Genomic DNA, 26,508 nt, shown 5'->3' on the forward strand with positions numbered 1-26,508 from the left:
GGCAGTCGATCGCATTTTGCTGATCGCGCCCGGTGAGGTCCATGAAGTACGGGATCGCGGTGCGATCTATCAAAAGCTCGAATGTTTCCGGGCTGCGCTGACCGACTTTCAGCGTTATCTGGAAGTCGAGCATGGCGCCGAAGACGCCGACGCGATCCGCGAGCGCATCATCGAGTTGCAGCGCTCGGCAGCGCGGCTAAATTGAGCTGATCAGGAGCGAAGAAAGCGTTGTTGCAGCGTGCGCTGTTGCAGCGTGTAAATAGCGCCTTGTGACGTCTACTTCTGAGCCGGGTCGGGCGAAGTGGCTGGCACTGGCACATTGGTCGGGGCCGCACTTTCCGGATCTTCAAAATCTCCGAAATCCTCGTAGTCCTCGAGCGGCGGGCTGCCGTCGTAAACCAGACTGCGCCGGCGCTGCAGATAGGCATCACGCAGGAACGTGTAGGGATCGAGTGCGGCCTGATCGAGAATGCCACCAGCGCGCAGCAGATTGGCGCGTGTATCCACTGTGCGGACGCCCGATAACCCCAGGCGTATCCCGGTCGGGTCGACGTAGGTGACGGGATCAAGCGTGAAATCGCCGATCAGTCCGACTCCGTCGCGCGCGTTACTCGGCCCGAACAGCGGCAACACGAGATACGGCCCGGTATCGAGCCCCCAGACGCCCAGCGTCTGACCGAAATCCTCGTTGTGCTTGGGTAAGCCCATGCGCGACGCGACATCGACCAGACCGAGCAGGCCAACGGTGCTATTCGCCGCGAAACGGCCGGTGTCGGATGCCGCCTGCGCGAATTTCAGTTGCAGCAGATCGTTGACGATGACGATGACATCATTGATGTTCGAAAAAAAGTTTCTTACCCCGTCATGAACAGGCGAGGGCGCGACTGCCTTGTAACCGGTCGCGACCGGTTTCAATATCGCCTTGTCGAGCGTGTCGTTGACTTTGTAGATTTTGCGATTGACCGATTCGAACGGATCGGTACTGGCGCCGCGGCCGGCGGCGTTGTCGCCGGTGCTTGCGCAACCGCCCAGAAATAGCACTGCGAGGAACAGGGCAAGTTTTGCGTCAGCGTTTTTCATCCCACGATCCGAGAGAACGACCCGCGCCGATTATAGCTTATTCGGGCAGCGCAAATATCCTGCGCACGCCTGGAGCGCACGCCAGGGAGATGAATAGCTGCAAGACTTTTTGCCGGGTGCGCTGGATATTTCCGGCAAATAAACGAGGCAGCGGCATTGGGCGCTCACTGCCTGCCTGACGCTGGCGGCTTTGCTGGTTCGCTTGCCGCTTAAGGTTCTTTCAAATTTGCCGTCATCGAAAGGATCAGGAAGCCGGCGCGCCCGATGCCGTCCGTTCCGGGATTTTTCCCTTCTCGTCCGAGATGACGATCTCAACGCGCCGGTTTTGCTGGCGGCCGCCCGGTGTCGAATTGCTGACCACCGGGAACGCCTCGCCGAAACCGCGCACATTGATGCGCCCGGGATCGATGCCGGCTGTCACCAGCGCAGCGCGCACGGCGTTGGCGCGCCGCTCCGATAAACCCTGGTTATAGTTTTCAGCGCCTACGCTGTCGGTAAAGCCTTCGATCATCGCCGAACGCTCCGGATACTCGTTCAGAAATTTGCTCAGTTGATCGATTGCGCGCGATGCGCCGGGGCGCAATTCTGATTTGCCGGTATCGAACAGCACATCGCTCAACGTCAATACCAGACCGCGTTCGGTCTGTTTCGCCTTCAGTTCGGAAAGCTGCGACTCCAGCTCTTTGGCGCGCTGCTGCATTTCCTCGGCGCGCTGTTTTGCGGCAAGCGCTTCGGCCGTCTGCGCCGCAGCAAGTTCGCGCGCGGTCTGCGCTTCACGCGATTGCTCGAGCGCCTGGTCGCGCGCAGCTTGCGCTTCACGCGCGCGCGCTTCAGCGATCAGCCGGGACTGTTCGGCATCCTGCGATTTCGCATCAGCCCGATTGCGCGCGGCTTCCGCTTCACGAGTACGCGCCTGCAACAGCACGCGGTCGCGTTCGGAGCTCGTCGTCGTCACCGCTTGTTCGGCTGCGCGCAACTGCGAGGTTTCGCGCGCAATTTTCGATCGCTGCGTTGCCAGATAGGCGTTGTGTTCGATCTGTGCCTGCTCGGCCCGGTCTTTCCAAAGCCGCTCGGTTTCCTCGAGCGCGCGCTCAGCGCGGTTCAGTTCGACGGCGGCATTCTGCGCGACCTGCGGATCGGAAGCCGCGGCCGCGTAAGCAGCACGCGCCTGCTCGACGGCAGGGTTTTTTTCCGGAACGCTCGCGCAGCCGGCGGCGGACATGGCGGCGATCGCAAGGACGATCTCCCTGGCCCGCGTTGTGGTCATTTTCATAGTCTTCTCCTTGCCAGATTCGTTACTGAATTCGTTTCCGCACAGGGCGCGGTCCACAGGCCTCGAAGCCTAGTTGGATTTGCGCTCGATTTCCTCGCGTAGCGCCTCTATGCCTTGGCGTAATTCGGCGACCGCGCGATTCGCTTTCGCCGAGCGCGCCTTGGTTTCCGCGAGCTTGGCATCGACTTCGGCGCGTTCGGCGAGGCGTCGCGCGGCAACATAGTTTTCGCCCTGAAACGCAGTGCGCGCCTCTTCGAGCTGGGCCTGCGCCGAGCGGAATTCGACGGGCGCGAATTCGGGCGCTCCGGCGCTTTGCGCTTCCGACACGGCGGCGCGCGACAGCGCCATCTGCTCGGTCGGAGCCGGTACGCTCGCGCACCCCGCCGCGAACGCGAGCGCCATCATAGCTACGCTGCCGGATGCTTTTGATAAGGATCGATGGGTCATGCTTTGCTCCTTGAATGCGGCTCAAAAAAACGACCGATACGGTGAGGCCGAGCACGAAGCGTTCCCGGACTATCCCGGCAAACGGGTCGCGCGGACAGCCCGTGATTTTATGATCTGTTTTGTAAAACTTGCCGCGGCTCTTTTGCCGACCGCTGCTGCTCGATTCAGCCCTGATTCGGACCGATCAGGACCATGAGGCGCGTTGTTTTTAACGGGGGCGGCATCCCGCTCCTCCGCTCCGGTCGTTGCATATTAATTGCTTCGAGGCTGTCATCGTGAACCTGGAGAATCCCATGGGACTGCGCCGAGACAGCGACAAATCGAAAGATCAGCCAGCGAAGAAATCGGGCAGCGGCGTCAAACGCAAAGTCGGCGCGGCCGGCAAGCAGGACACTGCAACACAGCCGATTCAGCAAGACGAAAATGAGCAAGTAGGCGAACCCGCTCGTAGCACGAGCGTGATGAGCCTCACGGACAACGAGGCCGGTTCATCGGATGTCGATACGCAAGCGATACCCGCAACGGCGATCGCGGGTTCATCGGATGTCGATACGCAAGCGATACCCGCAACGGCGATCGCGGAGAACGCGGACGAGCGCCACCAAAAAATATCCGCTTCCGCCTATGCGCGCGCCGAACGCCGTGGTTTCGAGCCGGGCAAGGAAGAAGATGACTGGTTGCTGGCGGAAGCCGAACTGTACGGCGGCGCAACGCGGGAAGGCGAAGGCGCGGAACAAAAGTGGAAGCAGCAACGGATTTCGAAGGATAGTCAGTAAAAATTACAATGCTTTGTAAAAAGAACTGAACCTCCCTTGGAAACCGCCATGGCGCGCGAATTATTTCGATTTGCAACGCACTAATGATTGCAATGCCGCTTCCCTGACTTCAGCCAACCCACGCGACGGACGGGCTATTAGGCGACGGTGCGGTGCCGGCGCGTAGCGAAAGGCGCTCTACTGATTAGGTACGGTAATTGCTGTTTACGGTTGGCTGCGGCGCGGTTTGCCGCTCATAACTAATTATCAAACCATGATCGAGGAGAAACGTATGAACAAGTTCTTAAGCAGAATGTTGGCGGTGCTGTTCACGGCCGGCTTGAGTTTCACGGCTGCCGCCGAGGAATCGCATCCAGGCGCATCCGATAAAGGCAAATCCGACTACGGCTCGCAGCGCGGCGTGACCGATGACTCGTCTAACCGCACGCGCGCCGAAGTGCAAGCCGAATACAAAGCCGCGGTAGCGAACTGCAACAACCAGAGCGGTGCGGCGAAAACCAGTTGCATGAAAAAAGCAGCGAAAGAGCGCGACAAAATGATGTCGTCGGTCAAGACTCGGACCAAAGGCGAGGCCGGCGTCTCGGGTCGCACCGGAACGGGTGCTGGAACCAATAACAATGATTCGGCGCCGGTTGGAGAAAAATCGAGCGATCCGACCAGCCAGGGTTCCTCGGCGACGAAACGGGCGACTGACAAAGCGGGCAGCGGCAGTTCGAGCCGTAGCGATAAAGAGGGCGTCTCGGGTCGCGCCGGAACGGGTGCTGGAACCAACAACAATGATTCGGCGCCGGTTGGAGAAAAATCGAGCGATCCGACCAGCCAGGGTTCCTCGGCGACGAAACGGACGAATGACAAACCGGGAAGCGGCGCGGGCAGCGGCAGCTCGAGCCGTACCGACAAGGAAGGTGTCTCGGGCCGCGCCGGAAAAGGCGCTGGAACCGATAACGATGACTCGGCGCTGATTGGAGAAAAGCCGAGTAATCCAACCAGCCAGGGTTCGTCGGCGCTGGATCGTGAGACTGAAGGTTCGGGCTCGAAACGCAAGTAAGCGCTGAAGCAGTTGCGCGGTAAATCAGCGCTGAGTGGAATAAAGAAAACACGAAACTGTAGTCGAATCGAAGCAGGGCTTGCCCTGCTTTTTTTTCTGCTTTCGCGGGTATCTGCCGCAGTCACTATACCGGCCCGATCAATTCGACAAATTCGAAATGCCAGTCATCGGACCCCGTATCTACAATCTGTTCCCGTTGCTGTCCGGCAAGGTCAGCGATTGGTCGGCGCATCTGCCGCGCATCGCGGCGATGGATTTCAACTGGATTTTCGTCAATCCGTTCCACTATCCGGGTTTTTCCGGCAGCCTGTATGCGGTCAAGGATTATCATCGGCTGCACCCTCTGCTGCAGGGCGATAGCAGCGAAAGCGCGGAAACGCTGCTTCGCAAATTCGTGGACGACGCCGAGCGCCATGGCCTCGGCGTCATCATGGACCTCGTCATCAATCATACGGCCAAAGATGCCGAACTGGTCTCGACTCACCCGGATTGGTACGTGCGCGAAGCTAACGGTGAAATCAAGAGTCCGAGCGCGATCGATCCCGCCGACGCCAATCAGGTGACGGTCTGGGGCGATCTCGCCGAACTCGATTACGCGGCGAAGTCTGGCGAACTCGCGCAATACTGGGCGCGGCTGGCCGCTGATTACGCCGGCCTCGGCATTCGCGGCTTTCGCTGCGATGCCGCTTATAAAATCCCCGGTGCAGTATGGGGGACGGTTATCGATGCGACGCGTGCAGCGGTGCCGGAGGCGCAATTTTTTGCCGAGACCCTCGGCGCCCGGCTGCCGGAAACGGAACAACTGAAGAGCGCCGGTTTCGATTATTTTTTCAATAGTGCAAAATGGTGGGACTTCCGCGAGCCCTGGCTGCTCGAGCAATACGAAATGTTCCGCAAGATCGCACCCTCCATTGCATTTCCCGATAGCCACGATACGACCCGCCTTGCCGCGGATACGGACGCCGACCCACGCGAATCTGCGCTGCGCTATCTGTTTGCGGCGTGCTTTTCCAGCGGCGTCATGATCACCCAAGGCTACGAATTCGGCTTTCGAAAAAAACTCGATGTCGTCCGGACAAGACCGGACGATTGGGAGATGCCGAGCTTCGATTTGACGGCTTTCATTCGCGATGTCAACGCCATGAAAAGCCGGGTGCCGGTGCTCAACGAGGAAGGTCCGCAGCAGCGCGTGACGCCACCCGATTCGCCGGTCACGGCACTTTTGCGGCGCGGCCGGAAGACGCCGGGGCGTACGCTCAGCCTCATCAATACATTGGGCGGGTCCAGTCATCCGTTCGGCGTCGATGCGATCAGCGGCGTGCTCGGCGCGGCGCGCGATTCGATCGAAGAGATTACGCCGGGACAGGCGCCGCTCACATTCCGCAACTCGTCCGAGGTATCGATACCCGCCCGCGCCATGCGGATTTTTCACCGGCAAGAATAAGGAAACTACGGCGTGGAGCACAGCGCAACGCGCACCGTTTTTATCGAAGGCGTCAAGCCCGAACTCGACGGCGGCCGTTACCCGGTCAAACGCGAAGTCGGCGATCGTTTCGAGGTGTCCGCCGACATCCTGAAGGAAGGTCACGACGTGCTTGCGGCTGTCGTCCGCTACCGCGAAAAGGGCGATGACGGGAACGGCGGCGGCTGGCGCGAGGCGCCGATGCGGTTCGTCGATAACGATCGCTGGGCCGGCAGTTTCGAATTGACGGCCAACACGCGCTATCTGTATACGGTCGTCGCCTGGGCGGATGCGTTTTTGTCGTGGCGCAACGAGTTCCAGAAAAAGTCCGCGGCCGGACAGGATATCCATCTCGAACTCGAGGAAGGGCGCTTGCTGATTGCCGACGCGGTGCCGCGCGCGGCCGCGCCGTTCCGGCAGCAGATCGCGCTGGTCCTCGATCAGTTCGCGGAGGCCGAACACGAACAGCGCATCGAATTGGTGCTGTCTGAGCGCGTGCAGCGCCTGCTGCAGCAGGCGCCGGATCGCAGCCTCGCCACCACTTACGACCGCGAACTCGAAGTGATCGTCGACCGCGTGCGCGCGCGCTTTGCCGCATGGTACGAGATGGTGCCGCGATCGCAGGGCACTGTGCCGGGCAAAAGCGCAACGTTCGCGGACTGCGTTGCGCGCCTGCCTGAAATCAGGAACCTCGGCTTCGATGTCGTCTACCTGACGCCGATTCATCCCATCGGCCGTACGCATCGCAAAGGGCCGAACAATACCCTGAATCCGGGCCCGGACGATCCGGGCAGTTTTTATGCGATCGGCAACGAGGAGGGCGGCCACACGGCGATACACGCCGAACTCGGCACGCTCGATGATTTTCGCAACTTCGTCGTCGAAACGCGCAAGCTCGATATGGAAATCGCGCTCGACATCGCCATCCAGTGTTCGCCGGATCACCCGTATATCGCGGAACATCCGGAGTGGTTCAGCTATCGCCCCGACGGCACCATAAAGCACGCCGAGAACCCGCCCAAGAAATACCAGGACATCGTCAATGTCAATTTCTACGGCGAACATCGCGAAGCGTTGTGGCGTGAATGGCGCAACGTGTTTCTGTTCTGGATAAAGCAGGGCGTCAGGATATTCCGCGTCGATAATCCGCACACCAAACCCGTGCAATTCTGGGAATGGCTGATCGCGGACGTGCAGCACGCCCATCCGGATGTCATATTCCTGGCCGAAGCCTTCACCCGGCCGAAACTGCTGCAGGCTCTCGCGAAGGCTGGCTTCACGCAGTCCTATACGTATTTCACCTGGCGAAATTTCAAGCAGGAGCTGACCGAGTACCTGACGGAACTGACGCAGACCGAGGTGCGCGAATATTTGCGTCCGAATTTCTTCGTCAGCACGCCGGATATCCTGCCGGGCTTTCTGCAGACCGGCGGCCGACCGGCGCACCAGATACGTCTGATCCTGGCTGCCACGCTGTCGAGCGTCTACGGTATCTACAACAGCTTCGAGTTGTGCGAAAACGCGGCGGTGCCGGACAGCGAGGAATTCCTGCATTCGGAAAAGTACGAATACAAGGTATGGGATTGGGATCGCCCTGGCAACATCAAGGATTACATCGCCGCGATCAATCGCATTCGCGCCGAAAACCCGGCGCTGCACGAATTCGAAAACCTGCGCTTTTATCCGGCCGACGACGACAACATATTGTTCTACGGCAAGGCCGACCGCGATCGCGCTAATCTCATTTTTATCGCCGTCAATCTCGATCCGTTCGAGCCGCATCAGGCGGTGCTCGAGTTTCCGCTGGCCGAAATGGGGATAAAGCGCGACCGCACGTTCCAGGTCGAGGAATTGTTGAGCGGTAAAAAGCATTTGTGGCGCGGCGCAAGGCACAGCGTCGATCTCGATCCGCAGGTGAATCCGGCGGAGATTTACCGGATCAGTCCGTGGGCGTACAAAGAATATGCGGAACCGTGTTTTTAGCGGATGCCGTTCCGGACGCGCCGAGCGCGCGCCGGAATCCAGTGCTTCAGACCGGTGGATTCCAGCGGTCGCGGGAATGACATCCGTGTTGTTTGCCGCTTCCCAATTCCCGATTTCCTAAAATGCTCTCCAACGATCCCTTCTGGTACAAGGACGCCATCGTTTACCAGTTGCACGTCAAGGCGTTTTTCGACAGCAACAACGACGGTCTCGGCGATTTTGCCGGCCTGATCCAGAAGCTCGATTACATTCAGGACCTCGGCGTCAATACGCTGTGGTTGCTGCCGTTTTACCCGTCGCCGATGCGCGACGACGGCTATGACATCGCCGACTACCGCAACATCCATCCCGACTACGGCACCATGCACGACTTCCGCCAGTTCGTGCGCGAAGCCCACAAGCGCGATTTGCGCGTGATTACCGAGCTCGTCATCAATCACACATCGGACCAGCACCCGTGGTTTCAGGCTGCGCGCGCCGCGCCGGCCTGTTCGTCGAAGCGTGATTTCTACGTCTGGAGCGACGACGACAAGAAGTTCGCCGACACGCGCATCATTTTCACCGATACCGAAACCTCGAACTGGGCGTGGGATCCTGTAGCGCGCCAGTATTATTGGCATCGGTTTTTTTCGCACCAGCCCGACCTGAACCACAACAATCCGCAGGTGGTGAAAGCCGTGATCCGCGTCATGCGCTTCTGGTTCGATGCCGGCGTCGACGGCATGCGGCTCGATGCGATTCCGTATCTGACCGTGCGCGAAGGCACCCATAACGAGAATCTGCCCGAGACGCATGCCGTGCTGAAGCAGATGCGCGCGGCGCTCGATCAGCATTATGCGAATCGCATGTTTCTGGCCGAGGCCAATCAATGGCCGGAGGACGTGCGCGATTATTTCGGCAATGGCGACGAATGCCATATGGCGTATCACTTTCCGCTGATGCCGCGCATCTACATGGCGGTCGCCCAGGAAGACCGCCATCCGATCGTCGATATTCTGCGCCAGACGCCGTCGATTCCGGACAACTGCCAGTGGGCGATTTTCCTGCGCAATCACGATGAACTGACCCTGGAAATGGTCACCGACAGCGAGCGCGACTACATGTACCAGATTTACGCGACCGACAAGCGCATGCGCGTCAATGTCGGCATCCGCCGCCGGCTGGCGCCGCTGATGCAGAACAATCGCGATACCATAGCGCTCGTCAACAGTCTCCTCATGTCGATGCCCGGTTCGCCGATCCTGTATTACGGCGACGAGATCGCGATGGGCGACAACATTTATCTCGGCGACCGCAACGGCGTGCGCACGCCGATGCAATGGAGCTCCGACCGCAACGCCGGCTTTTCACGTGCCGATCCGGCACGCCTGTTTCTGCCGCCGATCATGGACCCTGTCTATGGCTACGAAGGCGTCAATGTCGAAGCGCAAAGCCGCAGTCCGTCTTCACTTTTGAACTGGATGAAGCGGCTGATCGCGGTGCGCAAAGCCTATCAGGCGTTCGGCCGCGGCACGCTGACCCTGCTGCGCCCGGGCAATCGCAAAGTGCTCGCCTACGTGCGCGAATATGGCGACGAAGTGATCCTGTGTGTGGCAAATCTTTCGCGCTCGGCGCAGCCGGCCGAACTCGATCTCGTCTCTTATAAAAACCTGGTGCCGATCGAGCTCGTCGGCCGCACGCCGTTTCCGCCGATCGGCGACCTGCCGTACTTCCTGACTTTGCCGGGTTACGCGTTTTACTGGTTCAGCCTCGCGACCGAGGCCGCGGGTCCGCGCTGGCACGAGGAACGCCTGCCGCGCACTGAACTACCGGTTCTGGTGATAGCCTCCGGCGCAAGAAACGTCACCGCGGCCACTGCGCACAACGAAGTGTTGCAGCGCTTGCTCGAAACGCCGGCGCGCCAGCAACTCGAACGCGAAGTCTTGCCGGCCATGCTGTCGTCGCAACGCTGGTTTGCGCTCAAAGGCGCCGCGATCACCGGTATCGAACTCGCCCATGCCGTGCTGTTCGAGCACGGCGATAGCGCATGGCTGCTCGGTTGGGCGAGCGTGCATACGGCGGAGCAGGGCAGCCAGTGTTATTTCGTGCCGATATCCGTGGCGTGGGACAGCGATGACGCCGACGGCAAGCCGGGCGCGACGCGTAATCCCTATGCGCGCATCCGTATGAAATCGCGGACCGGTATGTTGTACGACGCTTTTTTCGACGATGCCTTCTGCCGCGCGATGGCGGGTGCGATGCACGATAATCGCGAGATCGCCAGCGGCGCCGGGCGGCTGCGCTTTCACGCAACCGCCGTGTTCGACGAACTCGCCGGCGATGGCGACATGACCTTGCGCAGGCTCGGCATCGAGCAGAGCAATACCTCGGTCGTCATCGGCGAACGCCTGATTCTGAAGGGCTACCGGCGGCTGATCGAGGGCCGCAATCCCGAGCTCGAGATCGGTCAGTTCCTGACTCAGACCGCGCCGGCGGTACGCATCCCGCCGCTCGCCGGCGCGCTCGAGTATTGCGAAGGTGAAGACAAAGTGATCACGTTGGCCGCGCTGCAGGGTTATATCGGCAATCAGGGCGATGGCTGGTCTTATACGCTGTCGTATCTCGAACGCTTCCTCGATGCGCGGCTGCTGAAAGATCGCGACAGCCGGCCCGCCGCCGATGCCCACGCGGTTTATCTGATGCTGATGCGTGTGCTCGGGCAACGTACGGTCGAACTGCACGCCGCGCTCGCGGTGCCGCACGGCAACCCGGATTTCGATCCGGAGCCCGTCAGCGCGGACGATGTCCAGCGCTGGAGTGCGCGCGTCGCGGAAGATGCGCGAGTCACCCTCAAGTCGCTCGATCAAAGCCTTTCCGGATTGTCGGACGCAGCCCGTACCGTTGCCGACGGCGTGCTCGCCGACACCGCGGCGCTGATTGCGCGCATCGAGCAAAGCGCGCGGATGAAATGGAATCCCGTCTCCGCAGGGTCCGCACAGGATGCAATGAAAACGCGCTACCACGGCGACTTTCATCTCGGTCAAGTGCTGATCGCACACAACGATGTCGTCATCGTCGACTTCGAAGGCGAACCGGCGCGCCCGCTTGCTGAGCGGCGTGTCAAGCATTCGCCGCTGCGCGATGTCGCCGGCATGCGCCGCTCGCTGAATTACGCGGCGAACGAATCGGTGCTGCGGCTGGCGGCCGATCGGCCGCGCGACCGACCGTTGCTCGCGGAACTTGCCGCCGACTGGGAAAGACAGGCGGCTACCGGCTTTCTGGAAAGTTACGGCGGGCCGCCGGACGCCTGGTCTGATGAAGTGCGCAGCCTGCTCGATCTTTTCACTTTCGAAAAAGCGCTGTACGAAGTCCGCTATGAACTGGCCAACCGTCCCGACTGGGTACAGATTCCGCTGAACGGGATTGCCGAACTGCTCGGCTTGAATATCGCAATCAATCCTGACACTACGAAGCCGTGAACGAAAAAGTTTTGGCGATGGTGATGGCGGGCGGCGAGGGCAGCCGGCTGCACCCGCTGACGGCGGAACGCTCCAAGCCATCGGTGCCATTTGGCGGCCGCTACCGCATCGTCGATTTCGTGCTGAGCAATTTGATCAATTCCGAAATCAACTCGATCTATCTGCTGGTGCAATACAAATCGCAATCGCTGATCGAGCACGTGCGCCAGTCGTGGGTGCTGTCGCCGATGCTTCCGGCGCAATTCGTGACCATCGTGCCGCCGCAGATGCTGGCCGGCGAGGAATGGTTTCAGGGCACCGCCGATGCCGTACGGCAAAATCTGAATCTGATCTACCAGCACAAGCCCGATCTCGTCGCCGTGTTCGGGGCCGATCATATTTACCGGATGGATCTGCGGCAGATGATCGCGTTCCATCTGGACAACGATTGCGATGTGTCGGTCGCAGCACTCCCGGTGCCGATAGAACAGGCGTCCGCGTTCGGCGTCATCACCGCCGATGCCGATGGCAAGATCGCCGAGTTTCTCGAAAAGCCAAAATCGCCGCCGCCGATGCCCGGCGACCCGGCGCGCGTATACGCGTCGATGGGCAATTATTTATTTCGGACCGAGACGCTGGTCGCGGCGCTCGAATCGGATCAGAGCCAGCACGAGAACGATTTCGGGCGCCATGTGTTGCCGCGCCTGATCGGCGATCACAAGGTTTACGCGTACGACTTCGGCCAGAACAAGATACCGGGCGCGAAAGCTTACGAGGAAGTGAACTACTGGCGCGATGTCGGTACCATCGAAGCGTATTTCGACGCGCACCAGGACGTGCTGGGCCGCGAACCGCGCTTCGACGTACGCAATCGGCAGTGGCCGATTTATTCGTCGAGCTATCAGGGCCCGGTCGCCAAAATCCTGAGCGGCAATATTTCCAACAGCATTGTGGGCGGCGGCGCGTTGGTTAGCGGCGCCAGTGTAAAAAACACCATCCTGCGCCGCGAGGTTACGCTCGAAGAGGGCGTCGAGCTCGACCAGTGCATAATCATGGATTACGCGCGCATCGAGCGCGGTTGCCGGCTTCGGCGCGTAATAGTCGATCGCTACAATGTGATCAAGGCCGGCGCCACCATAGGCTACGACGAAGCAGCCGACCGCCAGCGCTATCACGTTTCGGACTCGGGCATCGTCGTGATAGGCCGCGGCAAGCGCGGGCTCGACCGCGGCTATGCGATATAGACGCGCCTTGGTATGGACGAGGATGTGAAAGTATGGCATCGCGGCTTGCGCAGCGGAATATCGGCAGCCGTGGAACACCGATCGGGCGGTGCTTGCCACTGCACATTCATCTGTTTTTTTGTAAACTCTACCATTCCTGCCCATCGTTCCCGGACCCAGATTTCCTTTTGGAAACAAATGGATTTGAGGTCGTGGTACGAGTACGCCAATGGCATAGGAATTGCCTAAGCTAACGACGGCATTGCAAGGTTTTCAAGAGTTGCGCGGAGGAAGCCAACCGTGCAGCAGAAGAAGGCAGTTGCTTCCGTTGCCGCGTGCGGGCTACCCACTCGCGCGTCGATCCGAAACAGGCGTCCGGTGAAAGCCGGAGAATCGAAGTTATTTAACCAGGAGAGGAGCAAATGATTAATTTTATTATCTGGATTGTATTGGGCGGCATCATCGGATGGCTGGCGAGTAAAGTGATGAAAACGGATGCTCAACAGGGCGTGATTTTGAATATCGTAGTCGGCATCGTCGGCGCATTCCTCGGCGGCTGGCTTTTGTCCCCGTTATTCGGAATGGGCAGCCTGAGTGAAGGCAACTTCAGTTTGCCGGCGTTGTTCATTGCGTTTTTGGGCGCCGTCATTCTGCTCGCCATCGTCAACCTGATACGCCGCGGCAGCGTCCGTTAGTATTGCACTCGTCCGCCGGCGTCTGCGCTGCTCCTCGGCCGAGTCGCCAGGCGCCGCTGGATCATGTGGACCGGCAATGCAGAGGCTCGCGCGCTGCATTCGTCGGCCGCGTACTTGGTCTGCTCGCTTGGTTCGGTAAGCGAGCTTCAAACCCCGGCATGCCGGGGTTTTGTTTCGTCTGTCTGTTCGGCCGTGCGATGATCCGCGGAGTGATCTGAAAACAGCACCAGGCTGTCGTCAGCACGATAACGCCGAACGGCGCAGTCCGTGGTTCGATATCGCTCCGCCATCCCGCCCAATGAGATAGTGAAAGTGCCACACTGGCGTCGTGCCTATGCGCTTTGCTAGAGCGCCCATCATCGAAAGGAAACCAATTGCCTTATCCGAATCTCGCAGTATGGCCTGGACAACCCTATCCGCTCGGCGCGACCTGGGATGGCGAAGGCGTGAACTTCAGCCTTTTTTCCGACAACGCGACCGGCGTCGAGCTATGCCTGTTCGATGCCAAAGGCCGGCAGCAGGCGCATCGCATCGATATGCCGGAAAAAACCCACCGCGCCTGGCACTGTTATCTGCCGCAGGTTCGCCCCGGCCAATTGTACGGCTATCGCGTGCACGGACCTTACGAGCCCAGGAATGGCCATCGCTTCAATCCGAACAAGCTGCTGTTCGATCCCTACGCCAAAAATATCGTCGGCGGGATGAACTGGAGCGACGCGCAGTTCGGCTATCGCATCGGCTCGGAGCGGGCCGACCTGTCGTTCGATCGGCGCGATTCGGCGCCCGGCATGCCGAAATGCCAGGTCATCGATGCGGCTTTCACGTGGGGTAACGACAAGCCGCCGCGCGTGCCATGGAATGACACTGTCATTTACGAAACGCATGTCAAGGGTTTTACGGTCAAGCATCCGGAAGTCCCGGAAAGGTTGCGCGGCACCTATGGGGCGCTGGCGACCGAACCGGTCATCGAGCATCTGCGGCGGCTCGGCGTTACGACTGTCGAACTGATGCCGGTGCAGCGTTTTATCAACGACCGTCACCTGATCGACAAAGGTTTGAGCAATTTCTGGGGCTACAATTCGATTGGATTTTTCGCGCCCGATGCGCGCTATTCGGTCGGCGATCCGGTGAACGAATTCCGCACCATGGTAAAGACGCTGCACAGCGCCGGCATCGAGGTCATTCTCGATGTCGTTTACAACCATACCGCCGAAGGCAATCATCAAGGGCCGACCCTGTCGTTTCGCGGCATCGACAACGCGTCGTATTACCGGCTGGTCGACGGCGATTTGCGCCATTACATGGATTACACGGGCACCGGCAATACGCTGAACATGACGCATCCGCGCGCGCTGCAATTGGTCATGGATTCGCTGCGCTATTGGGTCCATGAAATGCACGTCGATGGTTTCCGCTTCGATCTGGCTTCGACGCTCGCGCGCGAATTGCATGAAGTCGACAAGCTCGGCGCATTCTTCGACATCATCCAGCAGGACCCGGTCATTTCGCAGGTCAAGCTGATCGCCGAGCCATGGGATCTCGGCGAGGGCGGCTATCAGGTCGGCAATTTTCCGGTCGGCTGGACGGAATGGAACGGCAAGTATCGCGATGATGTGCGTTCCTACTGGAAAGGCGACGGCGGGCTGATCGGCGATCTCGCCTATCGGCTGGCCGGCTCCAGCGATCTGTACGAATCGGGCGGCAGGCGGCCTTATGCCAGCGTCAATTTCATCACCGCGCACGACGGCTTTACCCTGCACGATCTGGTCAGCTTTAACGACAAGCACAATGAGGCCAATGGCGAGGACAATCGCGATGGCGAAAGCCATAACCGCAGCTGGAACTGCGGCGCCGAAGGCCCCACCGACGATCCCGCGATCAACGCGCTGCGCGAGCAGCAGAAGCGAAATTTTCTGGCGACGTTATTCCTGTCGCAGGGCGTGCCGATGATCGTCGCCGGCGACGAAATGGGGCGTACGCAGCGCGGCAACAATAATGCCTATTGCCAGGATAACGAAATCAGCTGGTTCGACTGGTATCTCGATTCCACCGCCCTGGCCCTGATGGCATTCGCGCAACGTATGATCAGCCTGCGTGCGCGCCATCCAGTGCTGCATCGCCGCCACTTTTTTCAGGGCCAGCATATCCCCGAAGTCAATGTCAAAGGCATCCTGTGGCTGACGCCGGCTGGTACCGAGATGAGCGACGAGGAATGGAGCGTCGGCTTCGCGCGTTGCCTCGGGCTGCTGTTATCAGGCGACGCCGGCGAGGAACGCAATGAGCGCGGCCGTCACGAATACGACGATCATTTCCTGATTCTGCTGAATGCGCATCACGAGGAAATCCCGTTCGTGATACCCGCTTACGGCGAAACCGCGCACTGGGACCTCGTCATGGATACCACCTTCGAAGGCGGGCTGAAGCGCGGTCCGCGCGTCGATCCCGGAACTCCTTACGCGCTGAAAGGGCGCTCGGTCGCCATATTCACGCAGACCAATCCGAATTCGCGCAGACCAGGTTATGAGAGTTGAGGCGCGGCCCCTGTTCCCGATCTCCGCCTGACGAAAGCACCATGAAAACACAACACAGGATGCCGTTTGGCGCCGAAGTCCTCGACGATGGCGCGGTGCGCTTTGCGCTGTGGGCGCCGGACGCGAAATCGGTCGAGCTGTGCCTGGAACAGGACGGCGCGGAGAAGTTGATCGCGATGCCGGCGGGCGCGGACGGTTTCTTTCGACTGACTACCGCGGAAGCGTCCGCCGGCAGCCGATATCGCTATCGCATCGATCAGGACTTGCGGGTTCCCGATCCGGCGTCGCGCTTCAATGTCGATGACGTGCACGGCGCCAGCGTCGTCATCGATCCGTGCGCGTACCGGTGGACTGACGCTGAATCGGACTGGCGCGGGCGGCCGTGGAATGAAGCCGTTATCTACGAACTCCATCTCGGCACATTCACCGCCGACGGTACGTTCCGCGCCGCTATCGCGCGCCTCGATTACCTGGCGGAACTCGGCGTCACGGCGCTTGAAATCATGCCGGTCGCCGATTTCCCCGGACGCAATAACTGGGGTTATGACGGCGTCCTGCTGTTCGCTCCGGAAAGCCGCTACGGCACGCCCGATGACTTCAAGGCGCTGATCGAGGCGGCCCATGCGCGCGGTCTGATGGTGCTGCTTGACGTCGTCTACAACCACTTTGGCCCCGATGGCAACTACCTGAATGCGTATGCCTCGCAATACTTCACGGAGCACTTCCACACGCCATGGGGCGCCGCGGTCAATTTCGGCGACGAGGGCAGCCGCGCGGTGCGAGATTTCTGCATCCACAACGTGCTTTACTGGCTCGAGGAATACCAGCTCGACGGGCTGCGCTTCGACGCCGTGCACGAAATTCGCGACGAGTCGCCGAAAAATATTCTGTGCGAAATCGCCGAAGCTGTGCAGCGGGGGCCGGCCGCCGAGCGTCATATTCATCTGGTTCTCGAGAATGACCACAACGCGGCATCGTTCCTGAAGCGCGGCGTCGATGGCGCGCCGCGCTGGTACACGGCGCAATGGAACGACGACTTTCACCATGCCATGCACGTGCTGCTGACCAATGAAACCGATGGCTACTATTGCGATTACGCGGAAGCGCCGGCGCGTTACCTGGCGCGGGCGCTGGCCGAAGGGTTTGCGTATCAGGGCGAAACATCGAAGCATCGCGACGGCGCCGCGCGCGGCGAGCCGAGCGCAGATCTGCCGCCGACCGCTTTCGTTTCGTTTCTGCAGAATCACGATCAGGTCGGTAATACCGCGTTCGGTTTGCGCATCGACGCTTCGACTGAAGTCGCCGCGATGCGCGCCGCGACGACTGTGCTGCTGCTCTCGCCGATGCCGCCACTGCTGTTCATGGGACAGGAATTCGCCGCCGATCAGCCGTTTCCGTTTTTCTGCGATTTCGGGCCGCCGCTGTGCGATCTCGTCACCGCCGGCCGGCGCAAGGAATTCGAGCGCTTTCCGGCATTCCGCGACCCCGAGGCGCAACAGAAAATTCCCGATCCGAACGCGCCCGAAACCGCGCGGTCGGCGGTGCTCGACTGGTCCGTGCTGGATCGCGACGATCATCGCGGCTGCTTCGAATTCCATCGGGCGTTGCTGCAATTGCGCCGCATCGAAATCGCGCCGCGCCTGTCGGGCGTGAAGGGTGGCGCCGCGCATTATCGAATGTTTACCGCCCATGCATTTCAGGTCACCTGGCAACTCGGCGATGGTTCTTACCTGACCCTGAGCGCGAATCTGTGCGGGACGCCGGCGCCCAAACTGCTGAAACCAGAAGGCGAGCTGCTGCGCGCCGAACCGGAGAAGGCCGCGCAGGAATTCCGGCACGGCAGCTTGCCGGCGTGGTCGGCGCTCTGGCATCTGGCGCGGCCGCCGCGATGAAGGCCAGGGAAAATCTCCGCCCGGACGTCAGAAGAAAACCCGGTGATGGCTAAACAGGAGCCGCTGAAGCCGTTGTCGCCAAGCCCGCTGCAGCAACTCGCGCAAAAGGCTGGTATCGCCGCCGAATACACCGATATTTGGGGTGGCCGGCAGCGCACCAGCGACGAGGTCTTGCTCGGTCTTTTGAGCGCGCTGCACATCGACGCCGAGCACTCGAAAAGCGTGCCGCAACGCGCGCAGGAACTCGACGACAAAAGCTGGCTGACGCCATTGCCACCGGTGCAACTGGCGAGCGTCAATGCGGCCACAACCCGCATCGCACTCACTTTGCCGGTTGGGCAGGCAGAGCGGACGCTGCGCTGGACCTTGATCGAAGAAAGCGGGCAACGCCATAACGGAACACTCGTTGCCGCGAATCTCGACGTGCTCGAGCGACGCAGGATAGGCGACGTGCGCTATGCGCGCACCAGCTTCACGCTGCCGCAAACGCCGGAGGCCGGCTATCACCGCTTCGCACTCGACGAACCGGCTGCGGTGATGTCGCTGATCGTGGCGCCCGAGCGCTGTTATGTTCCGGATGCGCTCGAAAACGATGCGCGTTTGTGGGGTGTGTCGACGCAGCTTTATGCGCTGCGCTCGGCGCGCAATTGGGGCATCGGCGATTTCACGGATTTACGCGAGCTCCTGAAAATTTGCCATACCGCGGGTGCTGCCATCGTCGGCATCAATCCGCTGCACGCGTTGTTTCCGCACAACCCGGTCCATGCCAGCCCATACAGTCCGTCGTCGCGCTTGTTCCTGAATTACCTGTACCTCGATGTTGAAGCCATTGCCGATTTCAGCGAGAACCAGGCGGTGCGCGAATTCGTCTACGCGCCGGATTTCGCGCAAAGATTGCAGGCGCTGCGGCAATCCGAGCTTGTCGACTATCCTGCAGTCGCCGCCGTCAAGTTTCCGGTGCTGGAAATGCTGTACAAACATTTCACTGAGAAACATCTCGAGACGCCGGAGGCTGGCGCAGAGGCTGGTAGAGAGGTTGGTGATGCGGCGGCCATCGCGAAATCCGCGCGCGGAAAGGCTTTTGTCGCGTACGCGGATCGCAGCCATGACGCTTTGGAGCGCCATGCATTGTTCGAGGCCCTGCAGGAACATTTTTTCGTATCCGATAACACGATCTGGGGATGGCCTGTCTGGCCGAAGGCGTACCGTGATCCGGACGGCGCCGCGGTCGCAGCGTTTGCCGCCGGGCATCGCGCGCGCATCGGCTTTTACAAGTATCTGCAATGGCAGGCCGAAATTCAGTTCGAGGCGGCAAACAAACTTTCCGCCGAGCTTGGCTTGCTGGTCGGCCTGTATCAGGATCTGGCGCTCGGTGTCGATCGCGCCGGCGCCGAGGCGTGGGCCGACCAGAGCGTTTACGCGCTCGACGCCAGCGCCGGCGCGCCGCCCGACGAATATACGCCGGAAGGGCAGAACTGGGGCCTGCCGCCGTTCGATCCTTATGCGTTGCGTCAGGCCGCCTATGTGCCTTTTATCGCAATCCTGCGCCACACCATGCGCCACGCATCGGCGCTGCGCATCGATCATGTCATGTGCCTGCTGCGGCTTTACTGCATTCCGCAGGGCGGCCCCGCAGGCGCTTATGTCTATTACCCGCTGCACGAATTGCTGGCGATCGTCGCACTCGAAAGCCGGCGCAATCGCTGCATGGTGATTGGCGAGGATCTCGGCACCGTTCCCGAAGAAATTCGCAGCGCGCTGCAACCGGCCGGCGTGCTGTCGTACCGCTTGTTCCATTTCGAGAAAGAAGACGGCGAGCGCCTGTGCCCGCCGTCGGCTTATCCGCGCCAGGCGCTGGTCGCCGCGGGCACGCACGATCTGGCGACGCTCGCCGGCTTCTGGAAAGGCCTGGATCTGTCGGCGCGAAGTTCGCTCGGGCTGTTCCCCGGCCCGGCACAACGCGCGCAGCAGGTATTGGCGCGCGCAACCGCCCGCTCGGCGATCCTGCTCGCGCTCGAGCAGGAAGGCTTGTTGCCGGCCGGTATGACCGCGGATGGCACGCCGCCGGGCGAAATGAGCCCGGAACTTGCGCTCGCCATTCAGACGTTTCTGGCACGCACGCCGTCGATGATCATGATCGCGCAACTCGAAGACATCGGCGGCCCGATCGAGCAGATGAATTTGCCCGGCACCACCAATCAATATCCGAACTGGCGGCGCAAAAACACGCTGGCGCTCGAGCACCTGGGCGAAGATCCGCGCTTTGGCGCGCTTGTCGATATGCTGCGGCGCGAGCGCGGCGTGGTGATGCGGCGCGCCGAATCCGATAGCGCGCGCAAAAGCGGGCCGGTGATTCCGCTTGCGACTTACCGCCTGCAATTCAACCGCGACTTCACGTTCGACGACGCCGCCCGGCTGGTGCCGTATCTGGCGCAACTCGGCATCTCGCATATTTATGCATCGTCGTACCTGAAGGCGCGCCCGGGCAGCAGGCACGGCTACGATATTATCGATCACCAGTTGTTCAACCCGGAGATCGGCACGCCGGCCGAGTTTGCGCGCCTCGTCGCGACCTTGCGCCGGCACGGCATGAACCAGATTCTCGACATCGTTCCGAACCACATGGGCATCGGCGGGGCCGATAACCGCTGGTGGCTTGATGTCCTGGAAAACGGACCGGCTTCCGAATATGCCGATTTCTTCGACATCGCGTGGGCGCCGCTGAAAGACGAACTGCGCGGCAAGGTGCTGCTGCCTGTCCTCGGCGATCATTACGGAGCCGTACTCGATCGCGGCGCGCTGAAGCTGATCTTCGACTGCGAGCGCGGCGAATTCCACGTCGCCTATTACCAGCACCGCCTGCCGATCGATCCGCGCCAGTATCCGAAAATCCTCGAAGCGCGCAGCGACCGGCTCGCTGCGCGGCTCGGGCCGGATAACAGCAGTGTCATCGAATTTCAAAGCCTCACCACGGCGTTCGCACTGCTGCCCGGACGGGCCGAATCAGCGCCGGAAAAAATCGCCGTGCGCAGCCGCGACAAAGAGCTGCACAAGAAAAGACTGGCTGCGCTGTGCGCTGAATCATCGGCGATTGCGACCTTGATCGAGGAAAACGTCGCGGCGCTGAACGGCAATCCGGATCAGCCGGACAGTTTCCGCGAGCTGCACGAGCTGCTCGAAACGCAGTCGTACCGGCTTGCGTTCTGGCGCGTCGCGTCGGAGGAAATCAACTACCGGCGCTTCTTCGATATCAACGATCTCGCGGCGCTGCGCATGGAGCAGCCCGAGGTGTTCCGCGCAACCCACAGCCTGGTTTTCGATCTGCTGGCGAAAGGCGATATCGAGGGCTTGCGCATTGATCATCCGGACGGTCTGTACGATCCCGCGGAATACTATCGGCGTTTGCAGCAGGCAGCGCCAGCCAACCGCGGCAATGGCGCCGCTAACGGCAAATCGCTGTACGTGGTCGCCGAAAAAATCCTCGCTGTGCACGAACAATTGCCCGAAAGCTGGGCGCTGCACGGCACCAGCGGTTACGACTTCGCAAATCTGGTCAATGCGCTATTCGTCGATCAGGGCAGCGAATCGGCCCTGTCGCGCACGTATTCGCAATTCATCGGCGGCGAACGCACCGATTTCGACGAGCTCGTTTACGTCAGCAAGATGCGCATCATGCAGGGTGCTATGGCCGGTGAGCTCAATGTGCTGGCCAATCTGCTGAACCGGATTTCGGAATCGAGCCGCTATACGCGCGATTACACGCTATCGAGTCTGCGCGCTGCGTTGATGGAAGTCGTCGCGTGTTTTCCCGTCTATCGCACCTACGTGACGCAGCGGCGCGTGCGTCCCGAAGACCGGCGTTATATCGAATGGGCAATCGGCGCCGCGCGCAAAAAAAGCAGCGCGACCGATCTCGCTATTTTCGATTTCGTTCAAGCCATGCTGCTTCTCGAATTCAAACCGCGAGCCGATTCCGCATACCGCGCCGCCGTGACCCAGTTCGCAATGAAGTTCCAGCAGTTCACGAGCCCGGTTATGGCCAAAGGTTTCGAAGATACCGCGCTGTACATCTATCACCGTCTGACCTCGTTGAACGAAGTCGGCGGCGATCCGCGCCGCTTCGGTATTTCGCTCGCGGCATTCCATTACGCCAACCAGCAGCGCGCGCGGCAGTGGCCGCATGCAATGCTCGGCACCTCGACGCACGACAGCAAGCGTTCGGAGGACGTGCGCGCGCGCATCGATGTGCTGTCGGAACTGGCCGATGAATGGCAAACGCGGGTAACGCGCTGGAGCCGTATCAATCGCAGCCGCAAGGGCAGGGTGGGGGGGCGCGCGGCGCCGAGCAAGAATGCCGAATATCTGCTGTATCAAACGCTGATTGGCAGTTGGCCGCTCGAGGAAATGGACGAGGCCGGCCGGCACAACTATGTCGACCGCATAACCACCTACATGATCAAGGCCGCGCGCGAATCGAAAACCAATACGAGCTGGCTGAATCCGGACGAAGCCTACGAAGACGGCATGAAGCGGTTCGTTGCATCCGTGCTCGCCGACCCGCAAAGAGATCTGTTCCTCGCCGACTTCGTTCCGTTTCAGCAGCGGGTTTCGCGCCTCGGCTTTTACAACAGCCTGAGTCAGTTATTGCTGAAAATGACGGTTCCCGGCGTGCCGGATTTCTATCAGGGCAACGAGGTATGGGATTTCAGCCTGGTAGACCCCGACAACCGGCGCGCAGTCGACTATGCGCGGCGCAGCGCGCTGCTCGATGCGCTGGGCAAGCGTCATGGCCCTGACGATGGCGAATCGCATACCGAATCGAACGGCGACGCGAAGCTGTCGCTGGCCCGCGAACTAGCCGCCAACATGCACGACGGCCGTATCAAGCTATACGTGACCGAACAAGGGTTGAAAACGCGGGCGCGTTTCGCCGCAGTGTTTCAGCAAGGCGATTATTCGCCGCTGGCGAGCGAAGGACCGAAGGCGCAACATATTTGCGCTTTTTCGCGTTCGCATGAAGGAATTCGGATTATCGTCGCCGTGCCGCGACTGATCGGGGGCCTCATCAAGGCTTCCGCGCAGGGGTTGGCGGATGGATCGGACGTACAAGGGTGGCGAGAAGTGTGGACAGAAACGGTGGTGCAACTCCCGGCTGGCAATGGGCCGCAGCGCTATCGCAACGTGTTTACCGGCGAGCCCGTCGAGGATGAACAACGAGACATTAACCGCGTTATTCGCGCCGCCGCCTTATTCGAGAATTTCCCGCTCGCCTTACTCGTCGGTTATTGAACTCTTGCTCGTACCAAAAAGAGGAGACTGGCACGCATAAAGCCAAAACGTCATTTCCGCGCACCGCTCACTTGGGCGCGGGCGGATTGCTGCGTGACGCCATCGCTTTAGAGCTTAAATTTTTGCCGATCGCAGCCAGCCAACGCCGAGGCGGCTAGCGCCATGCCGAGTAAAACTAAATCGTTGCGTGTCATGCGCCATTTTCCTCATCGTTTCTGGTTTCCGCGCGCGGAAATGCACGCGAAAACCGCTTCTGACATCTGGCGATTGCCGATCTCTGCGAAACGCAGAACCGGTAAGCCGCTTACGTGATGCCGGCGCGTTACCGGCCAGTTCGTTTCCTGCTGCAAAGCTCCTGTTGTCAGGCTTGCGCTATCCCGGTTGCCAATTCGTCGGCTGACGATCGCTTAACCGACGCGCTCGCTCAAACCCGGCTTGACCGCGATGTACAGCGTGCTTTCACCGCGGCGCACGAGTAGCGCGACGGGTTGTTCGGCGCTGTTCTGGCCGATCAGCTTGTCGAACTGCTCGGTGCTGCCGACTTCCTTGTCATTGACCGCGAGAATCACATCGCCTTCGCGGATGCCGGCTTTGGCTGCCGAGCCCTGCACCGACTGCACGATCAACCCGGTCGACTTGGTTTGACTGCGCTGCTCGGGGCTCATTTCATTCAACACAAGACCAAGCCGGTTGGCTGTCCGCTCCGGCGCTTGTTCGGCGCGCGCGGCGACTTTCTCGGACGGTATTTCGCCGACGACGACTTTGATGTCCTGCATGCTGCCGTCGCGCCAGACCTGAACGTTGGCGGTACTTCCAGGCTTGGTCGTGCCGACGACACGCGGCAACTCGATCGAGCTTTCGACGGGCTTGCCTTCGTATTGCAGAATCACGTCGCCGCGTTTCAGGCCAGCTTTCTCCGCCGGACTGCCGGGCTCGACCGACGCAACCAGCGCGCCGTTCGAATCTTTCAGACCGAACGATTTGGCCAATTCGGGCGTCACCTGCTGAATGACAACGCCGAGCCGGCCGCGCGTCACCTTGCCGGTTGCTTGCAGTTGCTTGCTGATATCCATCGCGACTTCGATCGGAATCGCAAACGACACGCCCTGATATCCGCCGGTCCGGCTATAGATTTGCGAGTTGATGCCGATTACTTCACCCTTCAGATTCAACAATGGTCCGCCGGAATTTCCCGGATTGACGGCAACGTCGGTCTGGATAAACGGCACATAGGAATCGTCGGGCAGGGAACGACCCTTGGCGCTGACGATGCCGGCCGTCACACTGTTCGCGAAGCCGAATGGCGAACCAATCGCCGCCACCCACTCGCCGACCTTGACGCCGCTCGAATTGCCGATCGTGACCTTCGGCAGCTTGGTCGCGTCGACCTTGATCAGGGCGACATCGGTGCGCTTGTCGATGCCGATGACCTTGGCTTTGTATTCGGCCTTGCCGTCCGCCATTTTTACCGTCACTTCGTCGGCATCGGCGACGACGTGCGCATTGGTCAGAATATAGCCGTCTTCGCTGATGATGAAGCCAGAACCCAAGCCTTGGGCCTGGAATTCCCGCGGATCAGCGCCTGGCCTTTCCGGGCCTTGGCCAGGTCCCCCCGGCACACCCGGACCGCCTGGCCCCGGCATGGCTCCGGGCGGCGCGAAGCGCTTGAAGAATTCGAAGAACGGATCGTCCTCGTTCATGCCAGGAAATTGTGGCATACCGGCTTTGGCGGTGCGTGTGGTGCTGATATTGACGACGGCATCGCCTTCTTTCTCGACCAGCGACGCGAAATTCGGCAGGCGCTCGGGTGGGACTATGTTCTCGCCGGTTTGCTGCGCCGGTCCGATGGCGAGAGCCTGCGAGATCGGCGATTGGTTCGGTGAACATGCCGCAAGGCCGACGGACAGCGCGGCAGTCGCGGCGGCTAACTTTGTTGCTCTAAACATTCAACTTCTCCTCCAGTGAGAAAGCGCATACAGGTTTGAGGCTCATATACAGGTTTGAGCCCTCACATCCTGAAATGTTCACTTGCGCCAGAATCCCTTGCGGAAGCGTATTCGATCGGGCTTTAAACTCGACAATGAACTCTCGACTACGCCTCTGACTATCGCCGGCGCGGCTAAGTTCAGGTGCGCCGTGCCCGTGCGTGTCCGGCGGCAAATGCATGCGCCGGTTTTGCTGGCTTATAATAGCGATCCCTTTGGCGCGGTCTGGACAGACTGTGCGCTGCGCCTACGGGTTCGTCCGAACAGGTTGCGCGCAGCTCAGAATCCGCGAGCTATGAACTGGTTCAAATACGCATCTCCACAGAATTTCTATGCATTGGCTGGCCAGCTCGCGCCGTGGTTCGCGCTCGCGGCTATATCACTCGGCATCGCCGGTCTGTACATCGGCTTTTTCATCGCGCCGACCGATGCGCAGCAGGGCGAAGCCTATCGCATCATATTTATCCATGTGCCGGCAGCCTGGATGTCGATGCTGATCTATGTGGTCATGGCAGTGTGGGCGGGTATCGGTTTCGCGCTGAATACGCGCCTGTCATCGATGATGGCGAGCGCGCTGGCGCCGACCGGCGCGATGTTTACTTTCGTTGCCCTGGTGACGGGCTCGGCGTGGGGCAAACCGACATGGGGAACCTGGTGGGTGTGGGATGCGCGATTGACCTCGGAATTGATCCTGCTGTTTCTTTATCTCGGCTTTATTTCGCTGCAAGCCGCCATCGACGATCCGCGCCGCGCCGACAAGGCCGGGGCGCTGCTCGTGTTGCTCGGTGTCGTGAATATTCCGATCATCTACTTTTCGGTGCAATGGTGGAACACCCTGCATCAGGGCGCATCGGTCAGCCTGACTTCAGCGCCAACCATGGCGACAACCATGCTGAGCGGCATGCTGATTATGACGTTTGCATTGTGGAGCTACAGTATCGCAGCGGTGCTGGCTCGCGTTCGCTGCATCATCCTGGAGCGCGAAAGCCGCGCTGCATGGGTCGGCGAATTGCGCGAACACGCGACGGGGACGGCATGAACAGGCCGTATACGAATCGGCCAACATGAACTGGAACAGCGCGAGCGAATTTTTTGCCATGGGCGGCTATGGGCTCTATGTCTGGGGTTCGTATCTGATCACGACCGCGGCCATCGCGATCGAGTTGCTGGCGCTGCGCGGGCGAAGGCGAACCATCCGTCTTCGTCTGAGTCGTATGCGCGAATCGCAAATGAGCGCGCACGTCAAAGTTCGCCCATGAAAGCTGGCAACGCGATCGAACCAGGACGCCCATGAAACCCAGAAACAGGAAATTCGCGATCATAGCCGGCGGACTCGGCGCGCTGGCCATCGCTGTCGCGCTGGTATTGAACGCCTTCGAAGGCAATC

18 protein-coding genes are annotated in these 26,508 nt (G+C 60.4%); 14 read left to right on the top strand and 4 right to left on the bottom strand.

Features of this window, described 5'->3' with window-relative positions:
- Window positions 1-205, top strand: a 205-nt coding sequence (locus H0V78_05165) for a tetratricopeptide repeat protein (GenBank protein MBA2351183.1), incomplete at its 5' end; no start/stop codon positions are given.
- Between the two features lie 71 nt (window positions 206-276).
- Here the strand turns inward: H0V78_05165 and H0V78_05170 are convergent.
- The 3 genes from H0V78_05170 to H0V78_05180 all read right to left on the bottom strand — a co-directional run bounded on the left by H0V78_05170 (window position 277) and on the right by H0V78_05180 (window position 2,800).
- The gene (locus tag H0V78_05170; protein MBA2351184.1) at window positions 277-1,080 is read right to left on the bottom strand and encodes a VacJ family lipoprotein; all 804 of its coding nucleotides are present in this window, start codon (window positions 1,078-1,080) and stop codon (window positions 277-279) included.
- Window positions 1,081-1,324: 244 nt separating this feature from the next.
- The gene (locus H0V78_05175; protein ID MBA2351185.1) at window positions 1,325-2,347 is read right to left on the bottom strand and encodes an OmpA family protein; all 1,023 of its coding nucleotides are present in this window, start codon (window positions 2,345-2,347) and stop codon (window positions 1,325-1,327) included.
- Between the two features lie 75 nt (window positions 2,348-2,422).
- A complete protein-coding gene (locus tag H0V78_05180; GenBank protein ID MBA2351186.1) occupies window positions 2,423-2,800 on the bottom strand; it encodes a DUF4398 domain-containing protein in 378 nt (125 codons plus the stop codon).
- Between the two features lie 293 nt (window positions 2,801-3,093).
- On the opposite strand from H0V78_05180, the gene H0V78_05185 reads away from it, so the two are divergent.
- From H0V78_05185 to H0V78_05230, 10 genes are all read left to right on the top strand, one after another.
- Window positions 3,094-3,576: a DUF2934 domain-containing protein gene (locus H0V78_05185; protein MBA2351187.1), complete on the top strand. Its 483-nt coding sequence runs from the start codon at window positions 3,094-3,096 to the stop codon at window positions 3,574-3,576.
- Window positions 3,577-3,847: 271 nt separating this feature from the next.
- On the top strand, window positions 3,848-4,624 hold the full coding sequence (locus tag H0V78_05190; protein MBA2351188.1) for a hypothetical protein: 777 nt from the start codon (window positions 3,848-3,850) through the stop codon (window positions 4,622-4,624).
- A 157-nt stretch (window positions 4,625-4,781) separates the two neighbouring features.
- Window positions 4,782-6,068: an alpha-amylase gene (locus H0V78_05195; protein ID MBA2351189.1), complete on the top strand. Its 1,287-nt coding sequence runs from the start codon at window positions 4,782-4,784 to the stop codon at window positions 6,066-6,068.
- 12 nt (window positions 6,069-6,080) lie between these two features.
- On the top strand, window positions 6,081-8,069 hold the full coding sequence (locus tag H0V78_05200) for an alpha-1,4-glucan--maltose-1-phosphate maltosyltransferase (GenBank protein MBA2351190.1): 1,989 nt from the start codon (window positions 6,081-6,083) through the stop codon (window positions 8,067-8,069).
- A 122-nt stretch (window positions 8,070-8,191) separates the two neighbouring features.
- Entirely contained in the window at window positions 8,192-11,527 is a 3,336-nt protein-coding gene (treS, locus tag H0V78_05205) for a maltose alpha-D-glucosyltransferase (GenBank protein MBA2351191.1), read from the top strand.
- A 17-nt stretch (window positions 11,528-11,544) separates the two neighbouring features.
- Window positions 11,545-12,750 (top strand): glucose-1-phosphate adenylyltransferase, encoded by a 1,206-nt coding sequence (locus H0V78_05210; GenBank protein MBA2351192.1) that lies wholly within the window; start codon window positions 11,545-11,547, stop codon window positions 12,748-12,750.
- 404 nt (window positions 12,751-13,154) lie between these two features.
- The gene (locus H0V78_05215; GenBank protein MBA2351193.1) at window positions 13,155-13,424 is read left to right on the top strand and encodes a GlsB/YeaQ/YmgE family stress response membrane protein; all 270 of its coding nucleotides are present in this window, start codon (window positions 13,155-13,157) and stop codon (window positions 13,422-13,424) included.
- Window positions 13,425-13,798: 374 nt separating this feature from the next.
- On the top strand, window positions 13,799-15,955 hold the full coding sequence (glgX, locus tag H0V78_05220; protein ID MBA2351194.1) for a glycogen debranching protein GlgX: 2,157 nt from the start codon (window positions 13,799-13,801) through the stop codon (window positions 15,953-15,955).
- A 41-nt stretch (window positions 15,956-15,996) separates the two neighbouring features.
- Entirely contained in the window at window positions 15,997-17,847 is a 1,851-nt protein-coding gene (gene treZ, locus H0V78_05225) for a malto-oligosyltrehalose trehalohydrolase (protein ID MBA2351195.1), read from the top strand.
- Between the two features lie 45 nt (window positions 17,848-17,892).
- Entirely contained in the window at window positions 17,893-23,136 is a 5,244-nt protein-coding gene (locus H0V78_05230; GenBank protein ID MBA2351196.1) for a malto-oligosyltrehalose synthase, read from the top strand.
- A gap of 407 nt (window positions 23,137-23,543) precedes the next feature.
- On the opposite strand, the gene H0V78_05235 is transcribed toward H0V78_05230, so the two are convergent.
- A complete protein-coding gene (locus tag H0V78_05235; protein ID MBA2351197.1) occupies window positions 23,544-25,082 on the bottom strand; it encodes a DegQ family serine endoprotease in 1,539 nt (512 codons plus the stop codon).
- Window positions 25,083-25,416: 334 nt separating this feature from the next.
- Between H0V78_05235 and ccsA the strand changes: the two genes are divergently transcribed.
- The 3 genes from ccsA to H0V78_05250 all read left to right on the top strand — a co-directional run.
- Window positions 25,417-26,160 carry a cytochrome c biogenesis protein CcsA gene (gene ccsA, locus H0V78_05240; GenBank protein ID MBA2351198.1) on the top strand — a complete coding sequence of 248 codons (744 nt, stop codon included), beginning with the start codon at window positions 25,417-25,419 and terminating at the stop codon, window positions 26,158-26,160.
- A gap of 25 nt (window positions 26,161-26,185) precedes the next feature.
- Window positions 26,186-26,380 carry a heme exporter protein CcmD gene (gene ccmD / locus H0V78_05245; GenBank protein ID MBA2351199.1) on the top strand — a complete coding sequence of 65 codons (195 nt, stop codon included), beginning with the start codon at window positions 26,186-26,188 and terminating at the stop codon, window positions 26,378-26,380.
- A 31-nt stretch (window positions 26,381-26,411) separates the two neighbouring features.
- On the top strand, window positions 26,412-26,508 hold a 97-nt coding region (locus tag H0V78_05250), incomplete at its 3' end, for a cytochrome c biogenesis protein CcmE (GenBank protein ID MBA2351200.1).

This window comes from Burkholderiales bacterium, assembly GCA_013695435.1.
Lineage (GTDB): Bacteria > Pseudomonadota > Gammaproteobacteria > Burkholderiales > JACMKV01 > JACMKV01.